General features: G+C 68.2%; 20 protein-coding genes. 9 read left to right on the top strand and 11 right to left on the bottom strand.

What is annotated here, in order from left to right:
* The first annotated feature begins 216 nt into the window (after positions 1–216).
* From BY998_RS21025 to BY998_RS21020, 3 genes are all read left to right on the top strand, one after another.
* Complete coding sequence (locus BY998_RS21025) at positions 217–453, top strand: hypothetical protein (RefSeq protein WP_110353650.1); 237 nt, start codon at positions 217–219, stop codon at positions 451–453.
* 36 nt (positions 454–489) lie between these two features.
* The gene (locus tag BY998_RS25110; protein ID WP_280952925.1) at positions 490–612 is read left to right on the top strand and encodes a hypothetical protein; all 123 of its coding nucleotides are present in this window, start codon (positions 490–492) and stop codon (positions 610–612) included.
* 310 nt (positions 613–922) lie between these two features.
* Positions 923–1,588: a Crp/Fnr family transcriptional regulator gene (locus tag BY998_RS21020; RefSeq protein WP_245421687.1), complete on the top strand. Its 666-nt coding sequence runs from the start codon at positions 923–925 to the stop codon at positions 1,586–1,588.
* Positions 1,589–1,687: 99 nt separating this feature from the next.
* On the opposite strand, the gene BY998_RS21015 is transcribed toward BY998_RS21020, so the two are convergent.
* Positions 1,688–2,347, bottom strand: coding sequence for a TerC family protein (locus tag BY998_RS21015; protein WP_110353648.1), 660 nt, complete (start codon positions 2,345–2,347; stop codon positions 1,688–1,690).
* A gap of 330 nt (positions 2,348–2,677) precedes the next feature.
* Positions 2,678–3,325: a GntR family transcriptional regulator gene (locus BY998_RS21010; protein ID WP_110353647.1), complete on the bottom strand. Its 648-nt coding sequence runs from the start codon at positions 3,323–3,325 to the stop codon at positions 2,678–2,680.
* A gap of 205 nt (positions 3,326–3,530) precedes the next feature.
* On the opposite strand from BY998_RS21010, the gene BY998_RS21005 reads away from it, so the two are divergent.
* Entirely contained in the window at positions 3,531–4,913 is a 1,383-nt protein-coding gene (locus BY998_RS21005; protein ID WP_110353646.1) for an SLC13 family permease, read from the top strand.
* A 205-nt stretch (positions 4,914–5,118) separates the two neighbouring features.
* On the top strand, positions 5,119–5,355 hold the full coding sequence (locus tag BY998_RS21000) for a hypothetical protein (RefSeq protein WP_110353645.1): 237 nt from the start codon (positions 5,119–5,121) through the stop codon (positions 5,353–5,355).
* A 252-nt stretch (positions 5,356–5,607) separates the two neighbouring features.
* On the opposite strand, the gene BY998_RS20995 is transcribed toward BY998_RS21000, so the two are convergent.
* From BY998_RS20995 to mdcA, 7 genes are all read right to left on the bottom strand, one after another.
* Positions 5,608–6,531, bottom strand: a complete 924-nt coding sequence (locus BY998_RS20995) for an acyltransferase domain-containing protein (RefSeq protein WP_110353644.1) — start codon at positions 6,529–6,531, stop codon at positions 5,608–5,610.
* A complete protein-coding gene (mdcB, locus tag BY998_RS20990) occupies positions 6,528–7,403 on the bottom strand; it encodes a triphosphoribosyl-dephospho-CoA synthase MdcB (RefSeq protein WP_110353643.1) in 876 nt (291 codons plus the stop codon). Before mdcB ends, BY998_RS20995 begins: the two co-directional genes overlap by 4 nt.
* Entirely contained in the window at positions 7,400–8,071 is a 672-nt protein-coding gene (mdcG, locus tag BY998_RS20985; protein WP_110353642.1) for a malonate decarboxylase holo-[acyl-carrier-protein] synthase, read from the bottom strand. Before mdcG ends, mdcB begins: the two co-directional genes overlap by 4 nt.
* The gene (gene mdcE / locus BY998_RS20980; RefSeq protein ID WP_110353641.1) at positions 8,064–8,795 is read right to left on the bottom strand and encodes a biotin-independent malonate decarboxylase subunit gamma; all 732 of its coding nucleotides are present in this window, start codon (positions 8,793–8,795) and stop codon (positions 8,064–8,066) included. The genes mdcG and mdcE overlap by 8 nt, the downstream gene beginning before the upstream one ends.
* Entirely contained in the window at positions 8,782–9,714 is a 933-nt protein-coding gene (locus BY998_RS20975) for a biotin-independent malonate decarboxylase subunit beta (RefSeq protein ID WP_110353640.1), read from the bottom strand. Before BY998_RS20975 ends, mdcE begins: the two co-directional genes overlap by 14 nt.
* Before the next feature lies 1 nt (position 9,715).
* Entirely contained in the window at positions 9,716–10,024 is a 309-nt protein-coding gene (gene mdcC, locus BY998_RS20970) for a malonate decarboxylase acyl carrier protein (RefSeq protein WP_110353639.1), read from the bottom strand.
* Between the two features lie 153 nt (positions 10,025–10,177).
* A complete protein-coding gene (mdcA, locus tag BY998_RS20965) occupies positions 10,178–11,824 on the bottom strand; it encodes a malonate decarboxylase subunit alpha (RefSeq protein ID WP_110353638.1) in 1,647 nt (548 codons plus the stop codon).
* Positions 11,825–12,328: 504 nt separating this feature from the next.
* Between mdcA and BY998_RS20960 the strand changes: the two genes are divergently transcribed.
* On the top strand, positions 12,329–13,447 hold the full coding sequence (locus tag BY998_RS20960; RefSeq protein ID WP_110353637.1) for an MBL fold metallo-hydrolase: 1,119 nt from the start codon (positions 12,329–12,331) through the stop codon (positions 13,445–13,447).
* Between the two features lie 55 nt (positions 13,448–13,502).
* Positions 13,503–14,063, top strand: a complete 561-nt coding sequence (locus BY998_RS20955) for an SCO family protein (protein ID WP_181425582.1) — start codon at positions 13,503–13,505, stop codon at positions 14,061–14,063.
* A gap of 104 nt (positions 14,064–14,167) precedes the next feature.
* Here BY998_RS20955 and BY998_RS20950 read toward each other — a convergent pair whose 3' ends face one another.
* The gene (locus BY998_RS20950) at positions 14,168–15,208 is read right to left on the bottom strand and encodes a P63C domain-containing protein (RefSeq protein WP_110353636.1); all 1,041 of its coding nucleotides are present in this window, start codon (positions 15,206–15,208) and stop codon (positions 14,168–14,170) included.
* Positions 15,209–16,262: 1,054 nt separating this feature from the next.
* Between BY998_RS20950 and oxc the strand changes: the two genes are divergently transcribed.
* Both oxc and BY998_RS20940 read left to right on the top strand, forming a co-directional pair.
* Positions 16,263–18,014, top strand: coding sequence for an oxalyl-CoA decarboxylase (gene oxc / locus BY998_RS20945; RefSeq protein ID WP_110353635.1), 1,752 nt, complete (start codon positions 16,263–16,265; stop codon positions 18,012–18,014).
* 265 nt (positions 18,015–18,279) lie between these two features.
* Positions 18,280–18,999, top strand: coding sequence for an esterase (locus BY998_RS20940; protein ID WP_110353634.1), 720 nt, complete (start codon positions 18,280–18,282; stop codon positions 18,997–18,999).
* 350 nt (positions 19,000–19,349) lie between these two features.
* Here the strand turns inward: BY998_RS20940 and frc are convergent, their stop codons facing one another.
* Positions 19,350–20,600: a formyl-CoA transferase gene (frc, locus tag BY998_RS20935; RefSeq protein WP_110353633.1), complete on the bottom strand. Its 1,251-nt coding sequence runs from the start codon at positions 20,598–20,600 to the stop codon at positions 19,350–19,352.
* Between the last annotated feature and the right edge of the window lie 103 nt (positions 20,601–20,703).

Below are 20,703 nucleotides of genomic sequence, written 5' to 3'. Positions count from 1 at the left end.
CATCGCCCTGAACATCTCGGCCGCGGCCCTGGCCGTCTTCGTGCTGAAGCCGATGCGGCGGCGCTACCTCGCCGCGGAGGCCGAAATCGCCGAGGCGATCGAGGCACGCAAGGTCAAACTCGCCTGAGCGCACAAGACGGCCGCCGCCGCGACATCCGCGTCGCGGCGGCGGCCGATTCCCGCGAAACCCGTCGGTCCGGCCACGGTTTTCCGGTCATGGTACGCTTCTTTCTGCACCTTCGTGACGGCACCGAGCTGATCGAGGATCCCGATGGGTCGGAACTGCCGGACCTGAACGCCGCGCGGGCCGAGGCGCGGGACGCCGCGCGCGACATCATGGCCGGCATGGTCCGGGCCGGCGAGCTGCTCGACGGTCAGCAGATCGAGATCAGGGACGCGGCGGGCGCGCTGCTGGATGTCGTGCGGTTGAAGGACGTGCTCCGGCTGACCTGATCGCACCCTGCTCCGGGGCCTGGATCGCCGACGGGGATGATCGCGTCGTTTGCGGCGTTCGGCCCGTATCCGGCGTGGCGCGCATCGCCGCGCATCACGATTTTCCAGACATCGCATGACGAGCCGGGCCGGGTGACGCGCGTCTATCCTTCCGGTTGAGCGCAAGTGACGAAAATGGCGCAATCATTCGGGGTATCGGCCTGTCCTTGCACGATCAACGGGAAGTAATCAGGTTCGCGCCCTGTCCTCCCCGACGATTTCGGATTCGGGGCGGCGGCGAATATCCTCTGCGACGGCCGGTCCTACCTATGTAGTTCTGTCGAGATATTTCATTATTTAGATTGATCGCAGCCCGGGCATGATCGAAAGATCGGGGAACCTGCCGTGCGACCGGGACGGGGGAACGATGACGATCGACGGATCTGCCTTGGATCGATCTTCGGCGTACGGCTCGCTGCAAGTCCCGCCGATGCGGGTTTCCGAACCGGCCCCTCTCGCTGTCCTCGATCCGGGCGCGCGAACGCTGCCCCCCGGCACCGACCTGATCCGCGAGGGCGACCGGCCCGAGGGCCTGTTCGTAATCCTCGACGGCTTCGCCTGCCGCTACAAGCTGCGGGAGAACGGGGCACGCCAGATCATGTCCTTCCTTCTCCCGGGCGATCTGTGCGACCTCGACAGCTCCCTGCTTCAGCGGATGGATCACGGGATCGGCACGCTCTCGCCCTGCAGCGTCGGGCGCCTCCCGCCCGAACAGGTCCGGGAGCTGCAGCGTCATCCCTCCTTCGCCCGCACCCTGCGCATGGCGGCGCTGACCGAGGAGGCGATCCTGCGCGAGTGGATCGTGAATATCGGCCGCCGCTCGGCCGTGGAACGCCTCGCGCACCTGTTCTGCGAACTGTACCTGCGCCTGCGCGCCGTGGGCCGGGCGGACAAGCGGAGCTACCTGCTGCCGATCACGCAGATCGACCTCGCCGACACCACCGGCATGACGCCCGTCCACGTGAACCGCTCGCTGGGCGAGTTGCGGCGCATGCGGCTGATCGAGCGCGCGGGCAAGCGCCTGACGATCCTCGATCTGCCGCGCCTGATCGAGGTCGCCGAGTTCCGGCCGGACTACCTCCACCTCGACGGGTGAGGCGTCGCCCCGAGGGGCGGCCGGCTGCCGTTGGAATCCCCACTCCCCGCCTGCGGGGAGAGGGGCGAGCACGACTCAAGCCATCATGCGGGTACGGTATCAGGCGCGCTGGATGAGCGGCCAGACTTCCAAGACTCCGCGGTAGATCATCTCGCCGGCCACGTAGAGGATGACGGCCAGACCGACATAGGCGATCCAGTGGTGCTTCTGGAGCAGGCGGGCGATGAAGCTCGCGGCGATGCCCATCAGGGCGATCGAGAGGCCCAGGCCGAAGATCAGCACGATCGGGTGCTCGCGCGCCGCGCCGGCCACCGCCAGCACGTTGTCGAGCGACATGGACACGTCGGCGATCACGATCTGCCAGGCGGCTTGGGCGAAGGTCTTGCGCGGCGCGTGCTCGGCGATCTGGCCGTCCTGATCGAGGTCGCGGTCCTCCAGCGCCTCCTCGGCTTCGAGGGCCTGCTCCGCATGGCCCGCCCGCAGCTCCCGCCACATCTTCCAGCAGACCCAGAGCAGCAGGATGCCGCCGGCCAGGAGCAGGCCGACGACCTCCAGGAGCTGGGTCGTGAGGCTGGCAAAGACGATGCGCAGGACCGTGGCCGCGATGATCCCGATCAGGATCGCCTTGTTGCGCTGATCCTTGGGCAATCCGGCCGCGGCCAGACCGATCACCACGGCGTTGTCCCCGGCCAGGACGAGATCGATCATGATGACTTGGAGAAAGGCCGTCAGGACCTCGGTGGTCAGCAGTTCGGTCATGGCTTGGGCCCCCAGGTCATCGCGTTCTCCCCTTGAACACAGCTCGTTGATGTCGGGCGGTCGCTTCGAACGCCCGGCCAGCGGCCGCATCGTCTCGAAAGGTCGTTTCCGGCTCCCCGAAGGAGAGGGGGGCCGGTCGAGGCTCCGGCGCCGTGCCCGATCACGCCGCCGGCTCCTTGTCTTTCCGCGCCCCTTCGCGCCGGACCGGTGTCCATTCCAGCGGGCGCTCTCGAGCGTCGTCCTGGGTATCGGATCCAGAACGATGCTCTATGCATTTGTTTCAGCATCATCTTTTTCCGAAAGCCGGAGGCCGCCTTTCGGGATGATGCTCTAGGCCGCACGCTCGAACGTCGCGATGAAATCCGCCAGGCGTTCCCCCTGGATCAGGATGTGCTCGCGCAGCACATGTTCGGTCCGCTCGCTGTCGCCGTCTCGAAGCGCATCGACGATGCTCTGATGCTCCGCCAGGGAGTTCGCCACCCGGCTTCGCGCCCGCAGCTGCAGGCGGCGGTACGGCTTCAGGCGAGCATGGAGCTGCGACGCCTGTTCGGTCAGGAACGTGTTCTGGCAGGCCTCGTAGATGAGGTGATGAAAGCGCTCGTTCGCGTAGTAATAGGCGTCCGCGTTCTCCTCGGACGCCTCCTGGATGCAGGCCTCGTGCGCCTGTTCGAGTTCGAGCTGCTTCGATGTGGTGATCCGGCGCGCGGCCAGGGCGCCGCACATGCCCTCCAGCGCGGCCATCACCTCGAAGCGTTCGATCACGTCCTTGAAGCTGAGCATCGCCACGAACGCGCCGCGCCGCGCCTGCAATTCGACCAGTCCGGTCGAGGCGAGTTGCATGAGCGCTTCCCTGATCGGGGTGCGGGACACTTCGAATCGGGTCGCCAGCTTCTGTTCGTCGAGCCGGTCCCCCGGCCGGAACTTGCCGGTGATGATCTCCTGCTCGAGCGTGTCTCGAAGAGTCTGAGCTCGTCTCATGGCCTACGCCTCATCTGCACGCATCCTAAAACGCCGGGCCATGATTTTTCAAGCCGATTATTGTATACAAGATTATTGACCGTGGATGCGCCGGTCGGTATTTCGTGAACGAAAGAAAACGAGGGATTCGCCTGCGCAATCCCCGGCGACCGGCGCGACGCCGCTCGTCCGCACGACGCAGGGAGGAAACTGAGGAGCGGGTGCCGTGTCACCACAGCTGATCTCGATCTACGCCCTCGTCGCGATGTTCGTCGTCGCCACGATCCTGCCCGTCAACATGGGTGTCCTGGCCTTCGTCGGCGCATTTCTGGTCGGCACCCTGGTCGCCGGCCAGACCACGAACGCCATCATCGCCGGCTTTCCCGGCGGGCTGTTCCTGACGCTGGTCGGCATCACCTTCCTCTTCGCCATCGCGCAGAACAACGGCACGATCGACTGGCTGGTGCGACTCGCGGTGAGGGCCGTGCGGGGCAGGATCGCCGCGATTCCGTGGATCATGTTCGCGATCTCCGCCGTCCTGACCTCGGTCGGGGCCGTGAGCCCGGGCGCCGTCGCGATCATCGCGCCGATCGCGCTGGGCTTCGCGTTCAAATACAGCATCTCCCCCCTGCTCATGGGCCTCATGGTGGTCCACGGGGCGCAGGCGGGCGGCTTCTCGCCGATCAGCATCTACGGCGGCATCACCAACCGGGTGGTCGCCAAGGCCGGCCTTCCCTTGAGCGAGATGACGACCTTCCTGGCGAGCCTGAGCGTCAACTTCGCCGTCGCGGTGCTGCTGTTCTTCGCGCTGGGCGGCCGGAAGCTCCTGCAGGCGAAGGCCGCGCCCGCGCCGGCTCTCACCGTTCCCCATGCCGAGATCGCGTCGCCGCAATCCGGCCCGCAGGTCTACGGCGATGCCGAGGCCGAGGCGCTGAGCGAGGAAATCGCGCTCGAGACCGGGCAGAAGCCGGGGCGCTCGGTGGCCGATCGGCCGACCGACGCGCCGATGGCCGAGGACGGCAACTGGTACCAGATCGTCACGCTGCTCGGCCTCGTCGCGCTCGCGGTTCTCGTCCTCGCCTTCAACCTCGATATCGGCTTCGTGGCGATCACGATCGGCCTGATCCTGTCCCTGATCGCGCCGAACCTTCAGAAGCGGGCGATGGGGCAGGTGGCCTGGCCCGAGATCATGCTGATCACCGGTGTGAGCACCTACGTCGTCGTGCTGGAGAAGATGGGCACCATCACCTTCGTCGGCGACAGCGTGGCCGGCCTCGCCTCGCCGATGCTCGCCGCGCTGCTGCTCTGCTTCATCGGCGCCGTGGTCTCGGCCTTCGCCTCCTCCACGGCGGTGCTGGGATCGCTCATCCCGCTCGCCGTCCCGTTCCTGCAGGCCGGGACCGGCGTCAGCGCGGTCGGCTTCATCGCCGCGATGGCGGTCGCCTCGACCATCGTCGATGTCAGCCCGTTCTCGACCAACGGCGCCCTCGTTCTCGCCAACGCCCAGGGCGTCGACCGCGAAGCCTTCTTCCGCAAGCTGATGGCCTACGGCGCGATCGTCACGCTGCTGGCGCCGATCGTGGTCTGGGCCCTGTTCGTCGTGCTCTAGAGCGCGACCGGGGCGGGCCGGAGCGAGGAGGGGGCGGGGGTGCAGACCCTCGCCCCCGTCTCGTCCGAGCGGGTGCCGGGCGATTCACATGTAAGCGCCGCATGTCGAACATGCAGTCTCGGCCATTCTGAAAGGCCAAGCAGGGGGCCATCTATCGGGAAGGAAACGCTCAAGGATCGCCACGTTCCGCAAAGGAATCCTGTCCTTGACCATCACCGCTCTTCTCGATCGCTCGCTCGCGGGCCTTCAGCGCCGGTCGGATCGCCTGGCGCGGCGGAAGGCTCTCTCCCGCGCCAAGGGCCGCCCCGGCCTCGCGGCCACCCTGCTGGCCAGCCGCGCCCAGGAGGCGGAGCTTCTGGTCCGTCACTACCGCCGGCGCCCGGCCGACCTCCCCTTCGGCGGCGACGGCTGGGGCCTGAACGGCTGGTCGTTCCATCGCTGAGGGTTGTCGCCTCATGCGGCCTCTGCACGATGTACGTCGCCGTCATTGCGAGGCGAAGCCGTGGCAATCCAGGCCTCCGCACGTTCCGGAGACGTCGCGACCTGGATCGCTTCGCATCCGCTCGCGATGACGAAGTTCGGCAAAATCCGGACGTGATCGACCGGTCACGGTCTCATGCCGTCGGTCGCCGTCCGGCGGCCCTATCCGGATCGATGGCCGCGACCGGGGCCGCACCCGCGGAGCCTCTTCTCGTCAGGCGCTCCCGATCCACGCGGCGGCTCCGGCGGCGGAGCGGAATTCGTCGAGGGCATGCACCCGCCATTGCGGCGTGAGATCCCGGGCCATGGTCGCCAGCGCGTGGCCGGGGCCGAGTTCCAGCACCGTGTCGCTTCCGTATTCCCGGCAGGCCTCCAGGCAGGCCGCCCAGTCGATCGTGTGCGCGATCTGGCGCGTCAGCTTGGCGAGACCGGCTTCGATGTTGAAGACGGGGGCGCCGTCGAGTCCGCTGATCAGCCGGGGGGCACCGGGTTTTGGACGCTGCGGCGTCTCGCGCCTCAGGATGTCATCGAAACGCCGGCTCGCCTCCGCCAGGAGCGGCGTGTGCGAGGGCGTCCGGACGGCCAGGACGACGGCGCGCAGCGCGCCGGCCGCCCGCGCCTCGGTGCACAGAGCCTCGAGCGCCGCCTCGGCGCCGCCGACGACGGCGCTGTCGGCCGCGTTTCGGATGGCCAGATGACAGCCGTGCCGCTCGGCCAGCCTCTCGATCCGCGCCAGCGGCAGGCCGCGCAGACCCGCGAGCCCGAAGCCCTCGCCACTCGCCGCATCCATGGCTTCGGCCCGGGCGGCGGCGAGGCGCAGGATCGTCTCCACGTCGAAGCGGCCGGCGCAGCCCCAGGCGGCGAGATCGCCGATGCTGTAGCCCGCGACCACGATACGGGCCGGGCGCGCCGCCTCCACTACGGTCCAGCCCGCCAGCGCCGCGACGCAGCAGAGGATCTGCCCCGTGCGGTTGCCGTGCAGGTCCGCGCCCGGCGCGCGGACGAGGTCCCGCGGGTCGCGACCGAGCACGCGCTCGGCCGCTGCGAAGACCGGTGCGGCGGCGGGCCAGTCCGCGGTGAGATCGAACATCCCGGGATGCTGACCGCCCTGACCTGAGAGGAGCACCGCGAGCGTCACGGCCTCCCCTCCATGCCGCCCCGCTCGATGCCGTCCACGAACAACGTCATGGCGAGCAGGTCGGCCGCGCCGCCGGGGCTGAGATTGCGGGCGACGAAGGCGCGGTGCAGGGCCTCGGCGCGCTCGCGCCAATCGGGCTGCGCCACGCCGCCTTCGGCGATGAACCGTGCCGCTTCCGCGCGCGCGAAAGCGAAACCCGCAGGCCCGCCCCGGTGCAGCAGGTTCGTGTCCTCGACATGCGCGACCAGGGCGAGGCAGGCCTCCACCCGGGCGGCCTCGGCGTCGCCCGGGCGGGCCTGCCGGCCCCGGCGCAGGGCCGGCAATCCGACGCGGTAGAGGCTCGGGAAACCCGCGACGGCCTCGGCAGGGGCGCCGCCGACGCCGTGCCGGCGCCGCGCCCGCGCGCCCGGTGCGTGGAGCAGCACGGGACCGTCGAGGATGGCGGCGCCGTAGCGCTCCTGCACGAGCCTGCCGAGCGCCCCCGCGCCGGCCCGCGGCAGGGCTCCGGCGGCGGCGCAGAGGAGGCCGACCCCGAAGATGGCGCCGCGATGGGTGTTCACGCCGCCGGTCGCCGCCCGCATGGCCGCCTCCGCCTCCAGGCCGATGCGGCGCAGGGCCGGCATCGACGCGCCCGCCGCCCCGGCGCGGGCGAGGCTCTGGAAGAAGGGTGCGATCGCCCCGGTGCTGGCCCGGAAGGTGCCCGCGTCCATGTCGGCATGGCTGCCGGAATCGACGTGGCTGACGAGGCCCGGCTTCGGATAGGTCTCCAGTTCGAGCCGCAGGGCCTGCGCCGCCGCCCGCGCGATGCTCTCGGCGGCGAGGTCGCGCCGGTCTTCGGGCGCCGGAGCGAACGGGGCCGGACTTGCGCTCACGCCGCTGCCCCCGCCGGTTCACCCGCGAGTACCGCGGCGGCGCCGCGCAGGACGAGGCGGTCGCGGTACTTGATCAGAACGTCGTCGCTCGGGCCGGCGGCGTGCAGCTCGCGCCAGTTCACCCCGCCGCCGTCGGGCAGCAGGATCTCGCCGTCGAGGCGCATCGGCGCGCCGGCCTCGATCGCCGCGAGCGCGTCGAGCAGGCCGGAGGGCACCGCGCCGACGGTCGGCCAGAGCAGGTCGAGGTCCGAGCTTTCCGAGAGGTAGGGCAGGCCGGTGAGGCTTTGCCAGAGCAGGCTTCCGAACGGGCGCGGCGCGAGGCCGTGACGCTCACCGAGCGCGAGCACCGCCTCCACCGTCCCGGCCCAGGCCGGCGGGCAGGCGCCCCGCGCGTCCGAAAGATGGACGGGGCGGCGCGGCCGGACCGCCTCGGGCGGCAGCGCGAGGCCGATGCGGCGCTTGCCGTCGCGGGGCGGCAGGGGCAGCCCGACCGGCACGCGGCCCGGCTCCTCCCCCGGATGCGAGCGGCGCAGGATGAGCGGGTGCCCGTTCTCGATCCAGGCCGCGACGTGCGGCACGCCCGCGAGGTCCGCGCGATCCGCCGTCACCGCCCGCCAAGTGCCCGGCTCCACGTCGAGGAGATCGTGGCGGCGGTAGGCCTCAGCCAAGACTCGCGTCCCGCACCACCTGCGCGGCGATGGCCTCCGCCACCGGCCGGCCGCCGCGCTCGCGCCCGGCCCGGTCGCGGGTATCCTCCGCGGGCAGCGCGTCGATCACGGCGGCGATCTGCTCCGCCAGCGGACGCGCGGGGTCGAGCACCGCCTGCACCGCGCCGGTGCGCACCATGTTGTCGAGGCCCGGCGCGAAGACCGGCATGTCCTTGGCCATCGCCTCCAGCCGTTCGAGCGGCAGCTTCGTCACGCGCGCCACGGACGGTAGGTCCATCACGCTCGGATTGGCTCCCGGCAGGCCGACGAGGATGCGGGTCGCGAGCGCCGTGGCGATGAAGGCGCCCGCCGCCGAGTGCCCGTAGATCAGCCCGACGGTGGGGTGGCCCTGGGCATCGGCGAGCAGCAGCGTCTTGGCGAGATGGGCGAGATACTCGTTGAGGCCGAGCAACTCGTCGCGCCGGCTCATGCGCTGGCTGTCGGAATCGATCGCCACGAGGATCGGCGTGCGATTCCCCCGGCGCACCACGTCGAGCACGTCGGCCGCGAGCCGGCAGGCGCCCTCGACGCCGAGCGGCACGTCGCCGTCGATGCCGATCACCGCGAGCCGCCCGCCCCGGAACGGACCCTCGCCGCTGACGAGGCCATTCGTGACGGTGACCGCATGGCCCTCGGGGAAGAGCGAGGACAGGATCTCGGAAAGCGTGGTCTTAGCGCGCGTCATGGGTCGTCTCCCCGAGACCGGCGAGCAGGGCGTCGAACTCGGCCGTGGTCAGCGCCGGCACCGCCGCCGGATCGTTCACGCCGAGCCGGCCCCAGATCTCGGTCGCGTCGCGGCAATCCCCGAAGCGGGCGAGGCGTTCTTCCAGCCGCTTCTGCTCTGCTTCCAGGGTGGCGAGATCGAAGGCCGGCGCCCGTGCGATCGCGTCGAGAGCCGCCTGCCGGAAGGCCCGGACCGTGTCGTCGGCATAGGCGTCGGCGCCGCCGGTGAGCCGGCGATGCTTGCCGCCCATGGTGCGCCAGACCAGGGCGCGGTCGCGGGAATCGAATTCCTCCGCACCCCGGTTGGTCTCGATCACCTCCGGCCCCGAGACCGAGATGCGCCCGCCCTCGGAGACGACGAGCCGCGAGCAGGTGCCCGCGATCAGCCCGCCGCCGCCATAGGCGCCGGCCCGGCCGCCGATCAGGCCGATCACCGGCACGCCGGCCGCGCGGACCTGCGTGATCGCCCGCATCACCTCGGCGATGGCGGTCTCGCCGGCATTGGCCTCCTGGAGCCGCACGCCGCCGGTGTCGAACAGGATCAGCACCGCGTCGGGCTTCAGCGCCAGGGCGGCGCGCAGGAGGCCGACGAGCTTGGCGCCGTGCACCTCGCCGAAGGCGCCGCCCATGAAGCGGCCCTCCTGCGCGGCGACGAGCACCGGCTTGCCGTCGAGGCGGCCCGAGCCGACGATCATGCCGTCGTCGAAGGCGCGCGGCAGGTCGAACAGCGGCAGGTGCGGGCTCATCCGGCGCTGCTCGGGGCCGATCACCTCGCGGAAGCTCCCCGCATCGAGCAGCCCGTCGAGCCGTGCGCGGGCGCTCGCCTCGTACCAGCTCGCGGCCCAGCCCTCGGTGGCGGGATCGATGATCCGTTCGCCCATGTCAGACCTCCATCAGCCGGGCGCCCTGGAGCAGGCGCAGGGACACGGTGTCGGGGCGGGCGCCGCCGTCGTTGACCGTGATGCGCAGGCCCCCGGGCTGGGCGCGGGCGACGAAGTCGGCCACCACCGCGGCCCAGACCTCGCCGTAGCCGCGGATCGGCGTCTCGATCTCGACCGTGCACTCGCTCGCGGGCAGCGCGCGCTCCAGGAGCACCTCGAGGTTGCCGGAGGCGACGACGCCGGTGATGGCCTGCGCCTTCGCGCCGGGCAGGGCTTTCTGCGTGGTGTGTCGGAAGGTCAGGGATTCCATGGCGACGGCTCCGTTCGGGCGTCCATTTCGCGGATCGACTTCAGTCGTCCTTGCGAGGCGAGGCCGAAGCAACCCAGCGGCGCGACCTTTCCGGATCGAGCGGCGCACGGGATTGCTTCGCTCCGCTCGCAAGGACGGGGCGGCATCGCGGCCTCACCAGTTCCGGAACTTCGCCGGCGGCTCGTAGAGCCCGCCCGACCAGTGCACGAGATCCTTGATCGAGCGCGCGGCGAGGAGCGAGCGGTCGGCGTCGAGGGGTTCGATGCCGAGATCCTCCGGCCGGCGCACGATGCCGCGCTGGCGCAACGACTCGACCATGGCCCGGTCGCGTCCGCGCCCGATCTCGGTGTAGCCGGCCACGCCGCGGATCGCCTGCTCGCGCTCGTCGGCGGTGCGGCACAGGAGGAGGTTGGCGATGCCTTCCTCGGTGACGATGTGGGTGACGTCGTCGGCGTAGACCATCACCGGCGCGAGCTCCAAGCCGATCTTCCTGGCGAGCTCCAGGGCGTCGAGCCGCTCCACGAAGGCCGGCGCCAGCCCCTCGCCAAACGTCTCGACGATCTGCACCACGAGCTTGCGCCCGCGCATCAGGGCCGGATCGCCGGTCACCTGCGCCTCGCGCCCCGCCTTCATCCAGGTGTCGGAGGGGTGGCGCCGCCCGTGCGGGTCCGAGCCCATGTTGGGCGCGCCGCCGAAACCCGCCACCCGGTTCTGCGTCACCGTCGAGGAATGGCCGTTCAGGTCGATCTGCAGGGTCGAGCCGATGAACAGGTCGCAGGCGTAGAGCCCGGCGGTCTGGCAGAAGGCCCGGTTGGAGCGGAGCGAACCGTCCACGCCGGTAAAGAAGATGTCGGAGCGCTCGCGGATGTAGCGGTCCATGCCCACTTCGGAGCCGAAGCAGTGAACCTGCTTCACCCAGCCCGATTCGATCGCCGGGATCAGGGTCGGGTGCGGGTTGAGCGCCCAGTGGGTGGCGATCTGCCCCTTCAGGCCGAGCCGTTCGGCGTAGGTCGGCAGCAGCAATTCGATCGCCGCCGTGCCGAAGCCGATGCCGTGGTTGAGGCGGCGGATGCCGTACTCGGCGTAGATCCCCTTGATCGCCATCATGGCCATCAGGATCTGCGTCTCGGTCATGGCCGCCGGATCGCGGGTGAAGAGCGGCTCGACGTAGAAGGGCTGGTCGGCCTCGACCACGAAGTCGATCCGGTCGCCGGGGATGTCGACGCGCGGCACGCGCTCGACGATCTCGTTGACCTGCGCCACCACGACGCCGTTCTTGAAGGCGGTGGCCTCCACCACGGTCGGCGTGTCCTCGGTGTTGGGCCCGGTATAGAGGTTGCCCTCCCGGTCGGCCGAGACGCCGGCGATCAGCGCCACGTTCGGGGTGAGGTCGACGAAGTAGCGGGCGAACAGCTCCAGATAGGTGTGAACCGCCCCGAGCTCGATCTGTCCGCCGTAGAGCATGCGGGCGATGCGCCCGCCCTGCGGCCCCGAATAGGAATAGTCGAGGCGCCGCGCGATCCCCTGCTCGAAGATGTCGAGATGCTCGGGCAGCACGATGCCGGACTGGACCATGTGCAGGTCGTGGATGCGCGACGGGTCGCAACCGCTCAAGGCCCGTGCGAGGCAATCCGCCTGCTTCTGGTTGTCGCCCTCGAGGCAGACCCGGTCGCCGGGCCGCAGGATCGCTTCCAGCAGGGCGACGGCGTGCTCGGCCGCCACGACCTTGCCCGAGGCATGCGCCCGGCCCGCCTCGATCCGCGCGTCGCGGACTGCCCGCTCCTGACGCCAGCCGCTCATCGGTCCGCTCCCTGTGGTGGCCCCGCTGCGTCCGCGGCGGGCGGGGATCCAACCGTCGCCGTCTTCGCTGCGGTGGGACGATCGGCTTTTTGTATCTCGGCGTATGTGTAAGTCAAGTTTTTGTATACGATCGTAGCCGTCTCGTATCATGCCGGCCATGGAAAGCCCCACGCCTTATGGCGACAGCCGTCCCGGGCCGCCGTCGCGGCGGTGAATCCGACGGGCGAGGGTGAAGGACGCGCCGCAACCCGGAACCGCCGGGCGCATTCGGCCGCTCCGTCGTGGTGCATGTGAGCGCCTAGCGTCCGGCCGGCGGGCCGACGTGAGGGAGGATGCGCAGGGCTCTCGCCCTTCGATCGGATGCTCTCGGCGCCCGTGCGTAGATCTTTCATGTTTCGAGCACATCGACATAAGATCTTTCCGATCATAGCCCTGAAGAAAGAAAATATTTTCGGACAAGCTTTGCTATAGAATGCATGCAAGATGCAGGGCGGAGTGGGTGACATGGTCGAAGCCATCGACAGGCGCGGCTTCCTGAAGCTGTCCGCAGCGCTCGCCGCAGGCTCGGCGGCCGGCTTTTCCTGCGTCGAGGTTGCGCGCGCCGCACCCCTCGCCGTGCCGAGCGTGGACAGTTTGAGCCTGCGCGTGCTGATCGATTCCGCGCACGACCAGTTCCTGAAGCCCGAGACCGTTCAGGGCGTGCGGCACCAGCCGCCCGGCAACGGGCGCGGCGCCGATTACCGCAAGGTGCTGCACAACCAGTGGGGCCTGTCGCTCTTCGCGGAATCGAAGGCGGCGGGGGAGGCCCGCACGATCCTGCTCGATTTCGGCTACAGCCCCGAGGCTTTGCTCAACAACATCGAGATCCTGAAGGTCGATCCGACCCAACTCGACGCGCTGATCGTCAGCCACGGCCATCACGACCATTACGGCGGCCTGACCGGCTTCCTCGACCGCTACCGCGACGGGCTCTCGCCCGACCTGAAGCTCTATGCCGGCGGCGAGGACAATTTCTGCCACCGCCTCAGCCCGAGCGGCGTGCAGGGCCAGTTCACCGATTTCGGCCAGCTCGACCGGCGCGAACTGACCGCGCGCCGGATCGCGACGGTGCTGTGCGAGGCGCCGACCGTGGTGGCCGGCCACGCCTTCACCACCGGCCAGATCAAGCGCACCTCGTCCGAGCGCATCCTGCCCAACACCTTCGTCGAGCGCGGGATCAAGGACGGGCTCGGCTGCGACGCGACCCACTATTCGCCGGCCGAACGCCAGGGGAAGATCATCGCGGACGAGCATGTCCACGAGCACGCCACCTGCTTCAACGTGGCCGGCAAGGGGCTCGTGGTGATCTCGTCCTGCGGCCATGTCGGCATCGTCAACTCGGTGCGGCAGGCGCAGGAGGTCTCCGGCGTCGAACGGGTCCATGCCATCGTCGGCGGCTTCCATCTCGGCCCGGCGCCGAAGGCGTATCTGACCCAGGTCGTGGCCGAGATCCGCGCGCTCAAGCCCGACGTGGTGATCCCGATGCATTGCAGCGGCCTGAACTTCGCCCTCGAGGCCCGGGCGCAGATGCCCGAGAACGTCATCGTCCCGACCACCGGCAGCCGGCTCACCTTCGGTGCGTAGAGCCGGGCGGATCGCGCTGCTGCTCGGGCTCGGGCTCGAGTTCGGGCTCTCGGCGATCGGCTCAGCCCCGGCCGAGGCGCCTCCGCGCCGCTCGGCCGCGGAGCTGATGGACGTGCTGATGTGGAACCGCGAGCCGGTCGGCGGGCCGTTCGCGCTGATCGATCAGGACGGGCGCCCCCGCACCGAGGCGGATTTCCGTGGGCGCCTCGTAATCCTCACCTTCGGCTTCACCCATTGCCCCGACGTGTGCCCGACGGATCTCATGGAGATCGCCCGAGCGCTGACCCTGCTCGGCGCGGCGGGCGAGGCGATCCAGCCCGTCTTTGTCACCCTCGACCCCGCGCGCGACACGCCCGACTTGCTCAAGGAGTTCGTGCCGAGCTTCCATCCGCGGCTGATCGGCCTGACGGGCAGCGAGGCGGCGATCCGGCAGGCCGCCGACGCCTACAAGGTCTTCTACCAGCGGGTGCCGCGCTCGGATGGCGAGGACACGATCGAGCACTCGGCGTTCGTCTACCTGATGGACCGCTCGGGCGCCTATCTCGGCTTCTTTCCGCCCGGCACCTCGGCTGAGCGGATGCTGACGATCCTGCGGCCGCATCTCGCCGCGCCCTGACCGGCGTCGGCGCCGCAGTCCTCGCAGAAAATACTTAGGATTTGGACGAGCTTCGCGAGGGGCAGCTTGTTCACGACCCTAGTGCTTGGATTTCATGCTTGGCTTCAAGTATCGTCATCGATATCGTCTAGAAGACCCCACTGATGCCCGATCGGCGTTGCTTCTGGAAATGCTCGAAAAAACCCACGTTCAAATTGCTTTATGTTCTTCGATGAATTGCCTATGCCGACTACTTGCCACAGATGAGCGCGTATCGCTGGCATGCCAACCTCTTCTGAAAGGAACTGGAATAATTTGTATTTCCGTCCGCCATTTGCATAAACTACGGGATTTTTTTCATCTAACATCTCTAATATCTTTCCTTTGCTGTTTGCGAGTGGATGATAGATAAATTTTCTGGTGAACTTTGCGAAAAAACGAGGGTGCTTTGATGACGTGGAGTCAAAGCGCTTCATGCCATATAGCCTGTACAGCATGTCAGGAAATTGGTCTGGAAATTCTTTTTCCCATTTAGACCACTCATTGACTACAAACTGCTGGAACAGCTCTCTATACTCGTCTTTTGCCCGATCTGTGAAGCCGACCGCCTCATCGATTAGTCCAATTATCCCGAGTTTTGCCGCTGATCTCTGAATAATTTCAGCATTTTTCGCAAGAAATTCCTGAGATTTATTGAGCGTTCCTGCTCTTCCGGCGTCGATTAATACGGAACATGCATCAATCAATACTTCGCCTTCATACCCATCAATGACGAGACCTTGTGGCGTCAAGTCGTTGGGGACCGGGCGGAAATGGTGCGGATTATCAATGACATGCCACAGATCATCGCTGATTCTCGACCTAATTGCCGGCCGGGTCATCGAACGCAGAAACGCACTGCCGCCGGTTGATTTGAGTCCCAGAGCAGCAGCCATTGCTGCTTTGGAAATCATCCGCCGGCCATCATCCAATCGATAAGCATCAACGGTGACAGCGCCGATTTTCAATGGCGCTTCGTGAGTAGCGATTGGCAGGCGATTTGGATCTGCGATTTTGGCCCAACGAGCCTTTGCCGCCTCGCGAGCGCTGCGACTCCGCTCTTCCGGAGTTAATTTTTGAGATCGGGCAATTCCGCCCTGGCTTTGGGGCGTCGCTTTACGAGCCATGCCGAATCACTCCATGCGTGCTGCGTATGGGTGATTATATGCGTGCTGATATCGCTATCAAGCACGCATTCAGGTTTAAATTCGAAAGCGAATGCGTGCTTGATCTTTGACCACCGCTTCATTGCCGCCTTTCGCGCGATCTCAGGCCGATGCTCATGTGTCATCGCCGCAAATCGCACTGAGACACGACCCGTTGCCCCGTGATCGCTTCGGATTGTCGTGGCGAGGCGGAGCCGAAGCCATCCAGCGCTCCGCACGATTCGTAGGGGTCGCGCCCCTGGATCGCTTCGCATCCGCTCGCGATGACGACCCGGGCCGTCGAACGGACGCCGCATCGGGCAGGCGCTCGGGATCCGGGCGTGGGAAAAGACTTGACAATCTAGTAAAAAATTCCTAGTTCTCGCGGGCTCGCCGCCGGCGCGGGCTCGCCGCCGGCACGGGTTCGGCTTCCGCAAGGAGCCGGGCCGGTGTCCACGACAGGGGGCTTTTCGCGGAGGTGACCGGCCGCGAGGGGCTCACGGGCGGAGGAGGCGGTTCCCGCGTCACGGTCGGTCGCCGTGCCCCGGGCGTCGCGCACGGGCAAGAGCCTTTGTCCGCGCCGGTTGATCCGGTCGAGGGCAGGGGCTCGATGCCGCTCTGGCCGCCGGCCCACTACGAGGCCGGGTCGCGCTTCAGGACCGTGCCGAGCGTAACCCGAAACCGCTGACGACAAATCGGCCGCCGGCTCCCGATTCGGGCGCGTCGGCCGCGGGGCGCCGGGGGATCCACTCCCGACGCGTCAAGCAAAATCCCGGAACCCACGGCGCCCCGCGTCCCTTGTCTCATCCCGGCGCCCAAGGCGTGCGGGAACAAAGGCATGCGTTTCGTTTGACCGACCATTTGGTATTTGGTATGCCAGATCTGTCGCAACAAGACCGGCCGTCCGACGCACGGTCCGCGCGCCGAGCGCCAAGGTATCGCGCAAAGGCTCCGCGCACGCCATCGCACCGCATCGGCCCGACGCCATCGGGCCCCGCGCGGGGACACGACAGCCAGACAAGAGGGAGAACGCCGCATGACCGTCCAGGCCCAGAACATCGACGCGATCACCGCGGGCGCGATGCCCCACGAGGAGCCGGAGCTGACGGACGGCTTCCACCTCGTCATCGACGCGCTCAAGCTCAACGGCATCGAGACGATCTACAACGTGCCCGGCATCCCGATCACCGATCTCGGCCGTCTGGCCCAGGCCGAGGGTCTGCGGGTCATCTCCTTCCGCCACGAGCAGAACGCCGGCAACGCCGCCGCGATCGCCGGCTTCCTCACCAAGAAGCCGGGCATCTGCCTCACGGTTTCGGCGCCGGGCTTCCTCAACGGCCTGACCGCGCTGGCCAACGCCACCACCAACTGCTTCCCGATGATCCTGATCTCCGGCTCTTCCGAGCGCGAGATCGTCGATCTGCAGCAGGGCGACTACGAGGAGATGGACCAGCTCGCCATCGCCAAGCCGCTCTGCAAGGCCGCCTTCCGCGTGCTGCACGCCGCCGATATCGGCATCGGCGTCGCCCGCGCGATCCGCGCCGCCGTCTCCGGCCGTCCGGGCGGCGTCTATCTCGACCTGCCCGCCAAGCTGTTCTCGCAGGTCATCGACGCGAGCCTCGGCGCCAAGTCGCTCGTCAAGGTGATCGACGCGGCCCCGGCCCAGCTCCCGGCCCCGTCCGCCATCGCCCGGGCGCTCGACGTGCTGAAGTCGGCCGAGCGTCCGCTCATCATCCTCGGCAAGGGCGCGGCCTACGCCCAGGCCGACGAGGCGGTGCGCGCGCTCGTCGAGGAGAGCGGCATCCCCTACGTGCCGATGAGCATGGCCAAGGGCCTCCTGCCCGACACCCACCCGCTCTCGGCCGGTGCGGCGCGCTCCACCGCGCTCAAGGATTCCGACGTGGTGCTGCTGGTGGGCGCCCGCCTCAACTGGCTGCTCTCGCACGGCAAGGGCAAGAGCTGGGGCGAGCCCGGCTCGAAGCGCTTCATCCAGATCGACATCGAGCCGCGCGAGATGGACTCGAACGTCGAGATCGTCGCGCCGGTGGTGGGCGATATCGGCTCCTGCGTCGAGGCGCTGCTCGAGGGCATCCGCAAGGATTGGAAGGGCGCGCCCTCCAGCTGGCTGGAGACGCTGCGTTCCAAGCGCGAGGCCAACATCGCCAAGATGGCCCCGAAGCTGATGAAGAACTCCTCGCCGATGTGCTTCCACTCGGCACTCGGAGCGCTCCGGACCGTCATCAAGGAGCGGCCCGACGCGATCCTCGTCAACGAGGGCGCCAACACCCTCGATCTCGCCCGCGGCATCATCGACATGTACCAGCCGCGCAAGCGCCTGGACGTCGGCACCTGGGGCGTGATGGGCATCGGCATGGGCTTTGCCGTCGCGGCGGCCGTCGAGACCGGCAAGCCGGTTCTGGCGGTCGAGGGCGACTCGGCCTTCGGCTTCTCCGGCATGGAGGTGGAGACCATCTGCCGCTACGAGCTGCCGGTCTGCATCGTGATCTTCAACAACAACGGCATCTATCGCGGCACCGACACCGATCCGACCGGCCGCGATCCGGGCACCACCGTCTTCGTCAAGAATTCCCGCTACGACAAGATGATGGAGGCCTTCGGCGGCGTTGGCGTGAACGTCACCACGCCGGACGAGCTGAAGCGGGCCGTGGACGAGGCGATGAATTCCGGCAAGCCGACCCTCATCAATGCTGAGATCGACCCGGCCGCCGGCAGCGAGAGCGGCAACATCGGCAGCCTCAACCCGCAGAGCACCCTGAAGAAGAAGTGAGGCGGGCACTGCCCGCCTACCACTTCGACTGAGCCGGACCGCGGTGCCCCAAATGGGCGCCGCGGTCCTTTTTTGTCCGGCACGCACTTTCGTCCCTCCTGCTGGGGTGCGGAGCGAAGCGACGCCTCGAAGCACGCGCGACGAAAGCCCCGGGACCGCCTTTCCGGACACCGGGGGGATCGTGGTTCCGGGCTGCTTCGAGGTCCGCCGTCGCGGGCATCTCGGCATCAGGGGCTCGGGTTGCGCTTCCTCAGCGAGACGCTCCATGGCCTCGTCCCCGTTCGATCCTTCGGTCGCCCTCGATCCCCGGCTCGCCGGCCGGCTCGCCTTCCTGCCGCGCCTGCCGAGCAAGGAGCCGCTGCCGCCGGGGCGCCACGCGCTCGGTCTGTTCGAGACCCGCGACGCGCTGATCCGCGTGCCCGAGCATATCGACCCGCGCCTGCCGACGCCGCTCGTCGTGCTGTTCCACGGCGGCGGGGGCTACGCGGAAAAGATCCTGCCGATGCTGGAGGAGCACGCGCAGAAGCGCGGCTTCCTGCTGCTGGTGCCCCAATCCCTGCACCCGACCTGGGATCTCGTGATCGTCGGCAACGGGCCGGACCGCGAGCGGCTCGACCGGGCGCTGGCCGAGGTCGCCGACCGCTTCCTGATCGATCCGCGCCATCTCGCCTTCGCGGGCCATTCCGACGGGGGCAGCTACGCGCTCTCGCTCGGCCTCACCAACGGCGACCGGGTCAGCCACCTGATCGTGTCCTCGGCCGGCTTCATGTCGGTGCAGGTCCAGGCGGGCGCCCCGAAGATCTTCCTGTCGCACGGCACGCGCGACGAGCAGATTCCGATCGACCGCAGCGCCCGCAAGCACGCTCGGCTGCTGCGCGAAGCCGGCTACGACCTGACCTATGTCGAGTATGACGGGCCGCACGCCTACAACCCGGACGTGGTGGCCCAGGCCGTCGATTTCTTCCTCGGCGATTTCTTCGGATAGCGGTTCCGGCCGTCCGCGGAGGGTCTGGCCACGCGATTGACCGTCACGCGCCAAGGTTTCCGCGGCGCGTGACCGGTGCGCCGTCGATCCGAGCGGGGGTCCTTGATCGCGCCGGCGGCGCTTCCGCCGTGCCGGACGTTCGCGCTCGCGCGGAGCATGCTCGGAAAAAACACAAAAAACCGGGCCGAAAGATCGGCCCGGTCAAGTCATCGGAGGAGGAAAAGAACTCCGGGCGCCTTGCCCGGTCAAGCGTCCCGGGGCGATGCCTCGTCCCGGGAAGGTCTATGGCCGAACGGGTCGGACCATCATGCGCGGCAGTCCCGGAAGCCGGGGCCGCCGCTCTTCACCCGTCAGACCGCGCGGGACTCGTGCATCGCGGCGATCTGCTCGGGGGAGTAGCCGAGATCCTTCAGGACCTCATCGGTGTGCTCGCCGAGCAGCGGCGAGGCCTTGATGTCGACCTTCGTGTCCGAGAACTTGATCGGCGAGCCGACGGTCAGGTACGAGCCGAGCTTCGGGTGCGGCACCTCGACGATGGTGCCGCTGGCGCGCAGCGACGGATCGGCGGCGATCTCCTTCATGGAGAGAACCGGCGAGCAGGGGATGTCGAACTTGCGCAGGACGTCCACCGCCTCGAACTTGGTCTTGTCGGCCAGCCAATCCTCGATGAAGGCGAAGATCTCGAAGATCTTGTCCTGGCGGGCGCGGGGGGTGTTGTAGGCCGGATCCTCGATCCACTCGGGCTTGTTGAGGGCCTTGCAGATCGGGGCCCAGGCGTGACCCTGGATGGTGAAGTAGATGTAGGCGTTCGGGTCGGTCTGCCAGCCCTTGCACTTGAGCACCCAGCCCGGCTGGCCGCCACCGCCCGCGTTGCCGCCGCGCGGCACCACGTCCGTGAACTCGCCGTGCGGGTACTGCGGGTATTCCTCGAGGTAGCCGATGGCGTCGAGGCGCTGCTGGTCGCGCAGCTTCACGCGGCAGAGGTTGATCACCGAGTCCTGCATCGACACGGCGACCTTCTGGCCCTTGCCGGTCTTGGTCTTGGCGTGCAGCGCGGTGAGGATGCCGATGGCCAGGTGCATGCCGGTGTTGGAGTCACCGAGCGCGGCGGCCGACACGGTGGGGGGGCCGTCCCAGAAGCCGGTGGTGGAGGCGGCACCGCCCGCGCACTGCGCCACGTTCTCGTAGACCTTCAGGTCCTCGTAGTGGTGGCCGTCGGAGAAGCCCTTCACCGAGGCGAGGATCATGCCCGGGTTGAGCTCCTGGATGCGGGCCCAGGTGAAGCCCATGCGGTCGAGCGCGCCGGGGCCGAAATTCTCGACCATGACGTCGGAATCGCGGATCAGCTTCTCCAGGACTTCCTTGCCCTGCGCGGTCTTGGTGTCCAGCGTCAGCGAGCGCTTGTTGGAGTTCAGCATCGTGAAGTAGAGGGCGTCGGCATCTTCGACGTGGCGAAGCTGGTTACGCGTCACGTCGCCGGAGCCCGGGCGCTCGACCTTGATCACGTCGGCTCCGAACCACGCGAGGAGCTGGGTGCAGGCGGGACCCGCCTGGACGTGCGTGAAATCGATGATCTTGATCCCGTCGAGCGGCTGAGTCATCTCGGTTTTCTCCCTATTGAGACTTTGTTTCGGGTCTTCGTTTGTGAAGATCGAAAAATATGACTTGCGAAATATGGCCTGAATGAATGGCTGAAACTTCGTT

This window comes from Methylobacterium sp. B4 (assembly GCF_003201865.1).
Lineage (GTDB): Bacteria > Pseudomonadota > Alphaproteobacteria > Rhizobiales > Beijerinckiaceae > Methylobacterium.
This window is presented reverse-complemented; position numbering and strand designations above follow the sequence as displayed.

Bases quoted from the DNA above. Each gene is read 5' to 3' on its own strand.
- BY998_RS21025 (WP_110353650.1), top strand. From the start codon at position 217: ATGGTACGCTTCTTTCTGCACCTTCGTGACGGCACCGAGCTGATCGAG.
- BY998_RS25110 (WP_280952925.1), top strand. From the start codon at position 490: ATGATCGCGTCGTTTGCGGCGTTCGGCCCGTATCCGGCGTGGCGCGCA.
- BY998_RS21020 (WP_245421687.1), top strand. From the start codon at position 923: ATGCGGGTTTCCGAACCGGCCCCTCTCGCTGTCCTCGATCCGGGCGCG.
- BY998_RS21015 (WP_110353648.1), bottom strand. From the start codon at position 2,347: ATGACCGAACTGCTGACCACCGAGGTCCTGACGGCCTTTCTCCAAGTC.
- BY998_RS21010 (WP_110353647.1), bottom strand. From the start codon at position 3,325: ATGAGACGAGCTCAGACTCTTCGAGACACGCTCGAGCAGGAGATCATC.
- mdcE (WP_110353641.1), bottom strand. From the start codon at position 8,795: ATGACGCGCGCTAAGACCACGCTTTCCGAGATCCTGTCCTCGCTCTTC.
- BY998_RS20975 (WP_110353640.1), bottom strand. From the start codon at position 9,714: ATGGGCGAACGGATCATCGATCCCGCCACCGAGGGCTGGGCCGCGAGC.
- mdcC (WP_110353639.1), bottom strand. From the start codon at position 10,024: ATGGAATCCCTGACCTTCCGACACACCACGCAGAAAGCCCTGCCCGGC.
- mdcA (WP_110353638.1), bottom strand. From the start codon at position 11,824: ATGAGCGGCTGGCGTCAGGAGCGGGCAGTCCGCGACGCGCGGATCGAG.
- BY998_RS20960 (WP_110353637.1), top strand. From the start codon at position 12,329: ATGGTCGAAGCCATCGACAGGCGCGGCTTCCTGAAGCTGTCCGCAGCG.
- BY998_RS20950 (WP_110353636.1), bottom strand. From the start codon at position 15,208: ATGGCTCGTAAAGCGACGCCCCAAAGCCAGGGCGGAATTGCCCGATCT.
- oxc (WP_110353635.1), top strand. From the start codon at position 16,263: ATGACCGTCCAGGCCCAGAACATCGACGCGATCACCGCGGGCGCGATG.
- BY998_RS20940 (WP_110353634.1), top strand. From the start codon at position 18,280: ATGGCCTCGTCCCCGTTCGATCCTTCGGTCGCCCTCGATCCCCGGCTC.
- frc (WP_110353633.1), bottom strand. From the start codon at position 20,600: ATGACTCAGCCGCTCGACGGGATCAAGATCATCGATTTCACGCACGTC.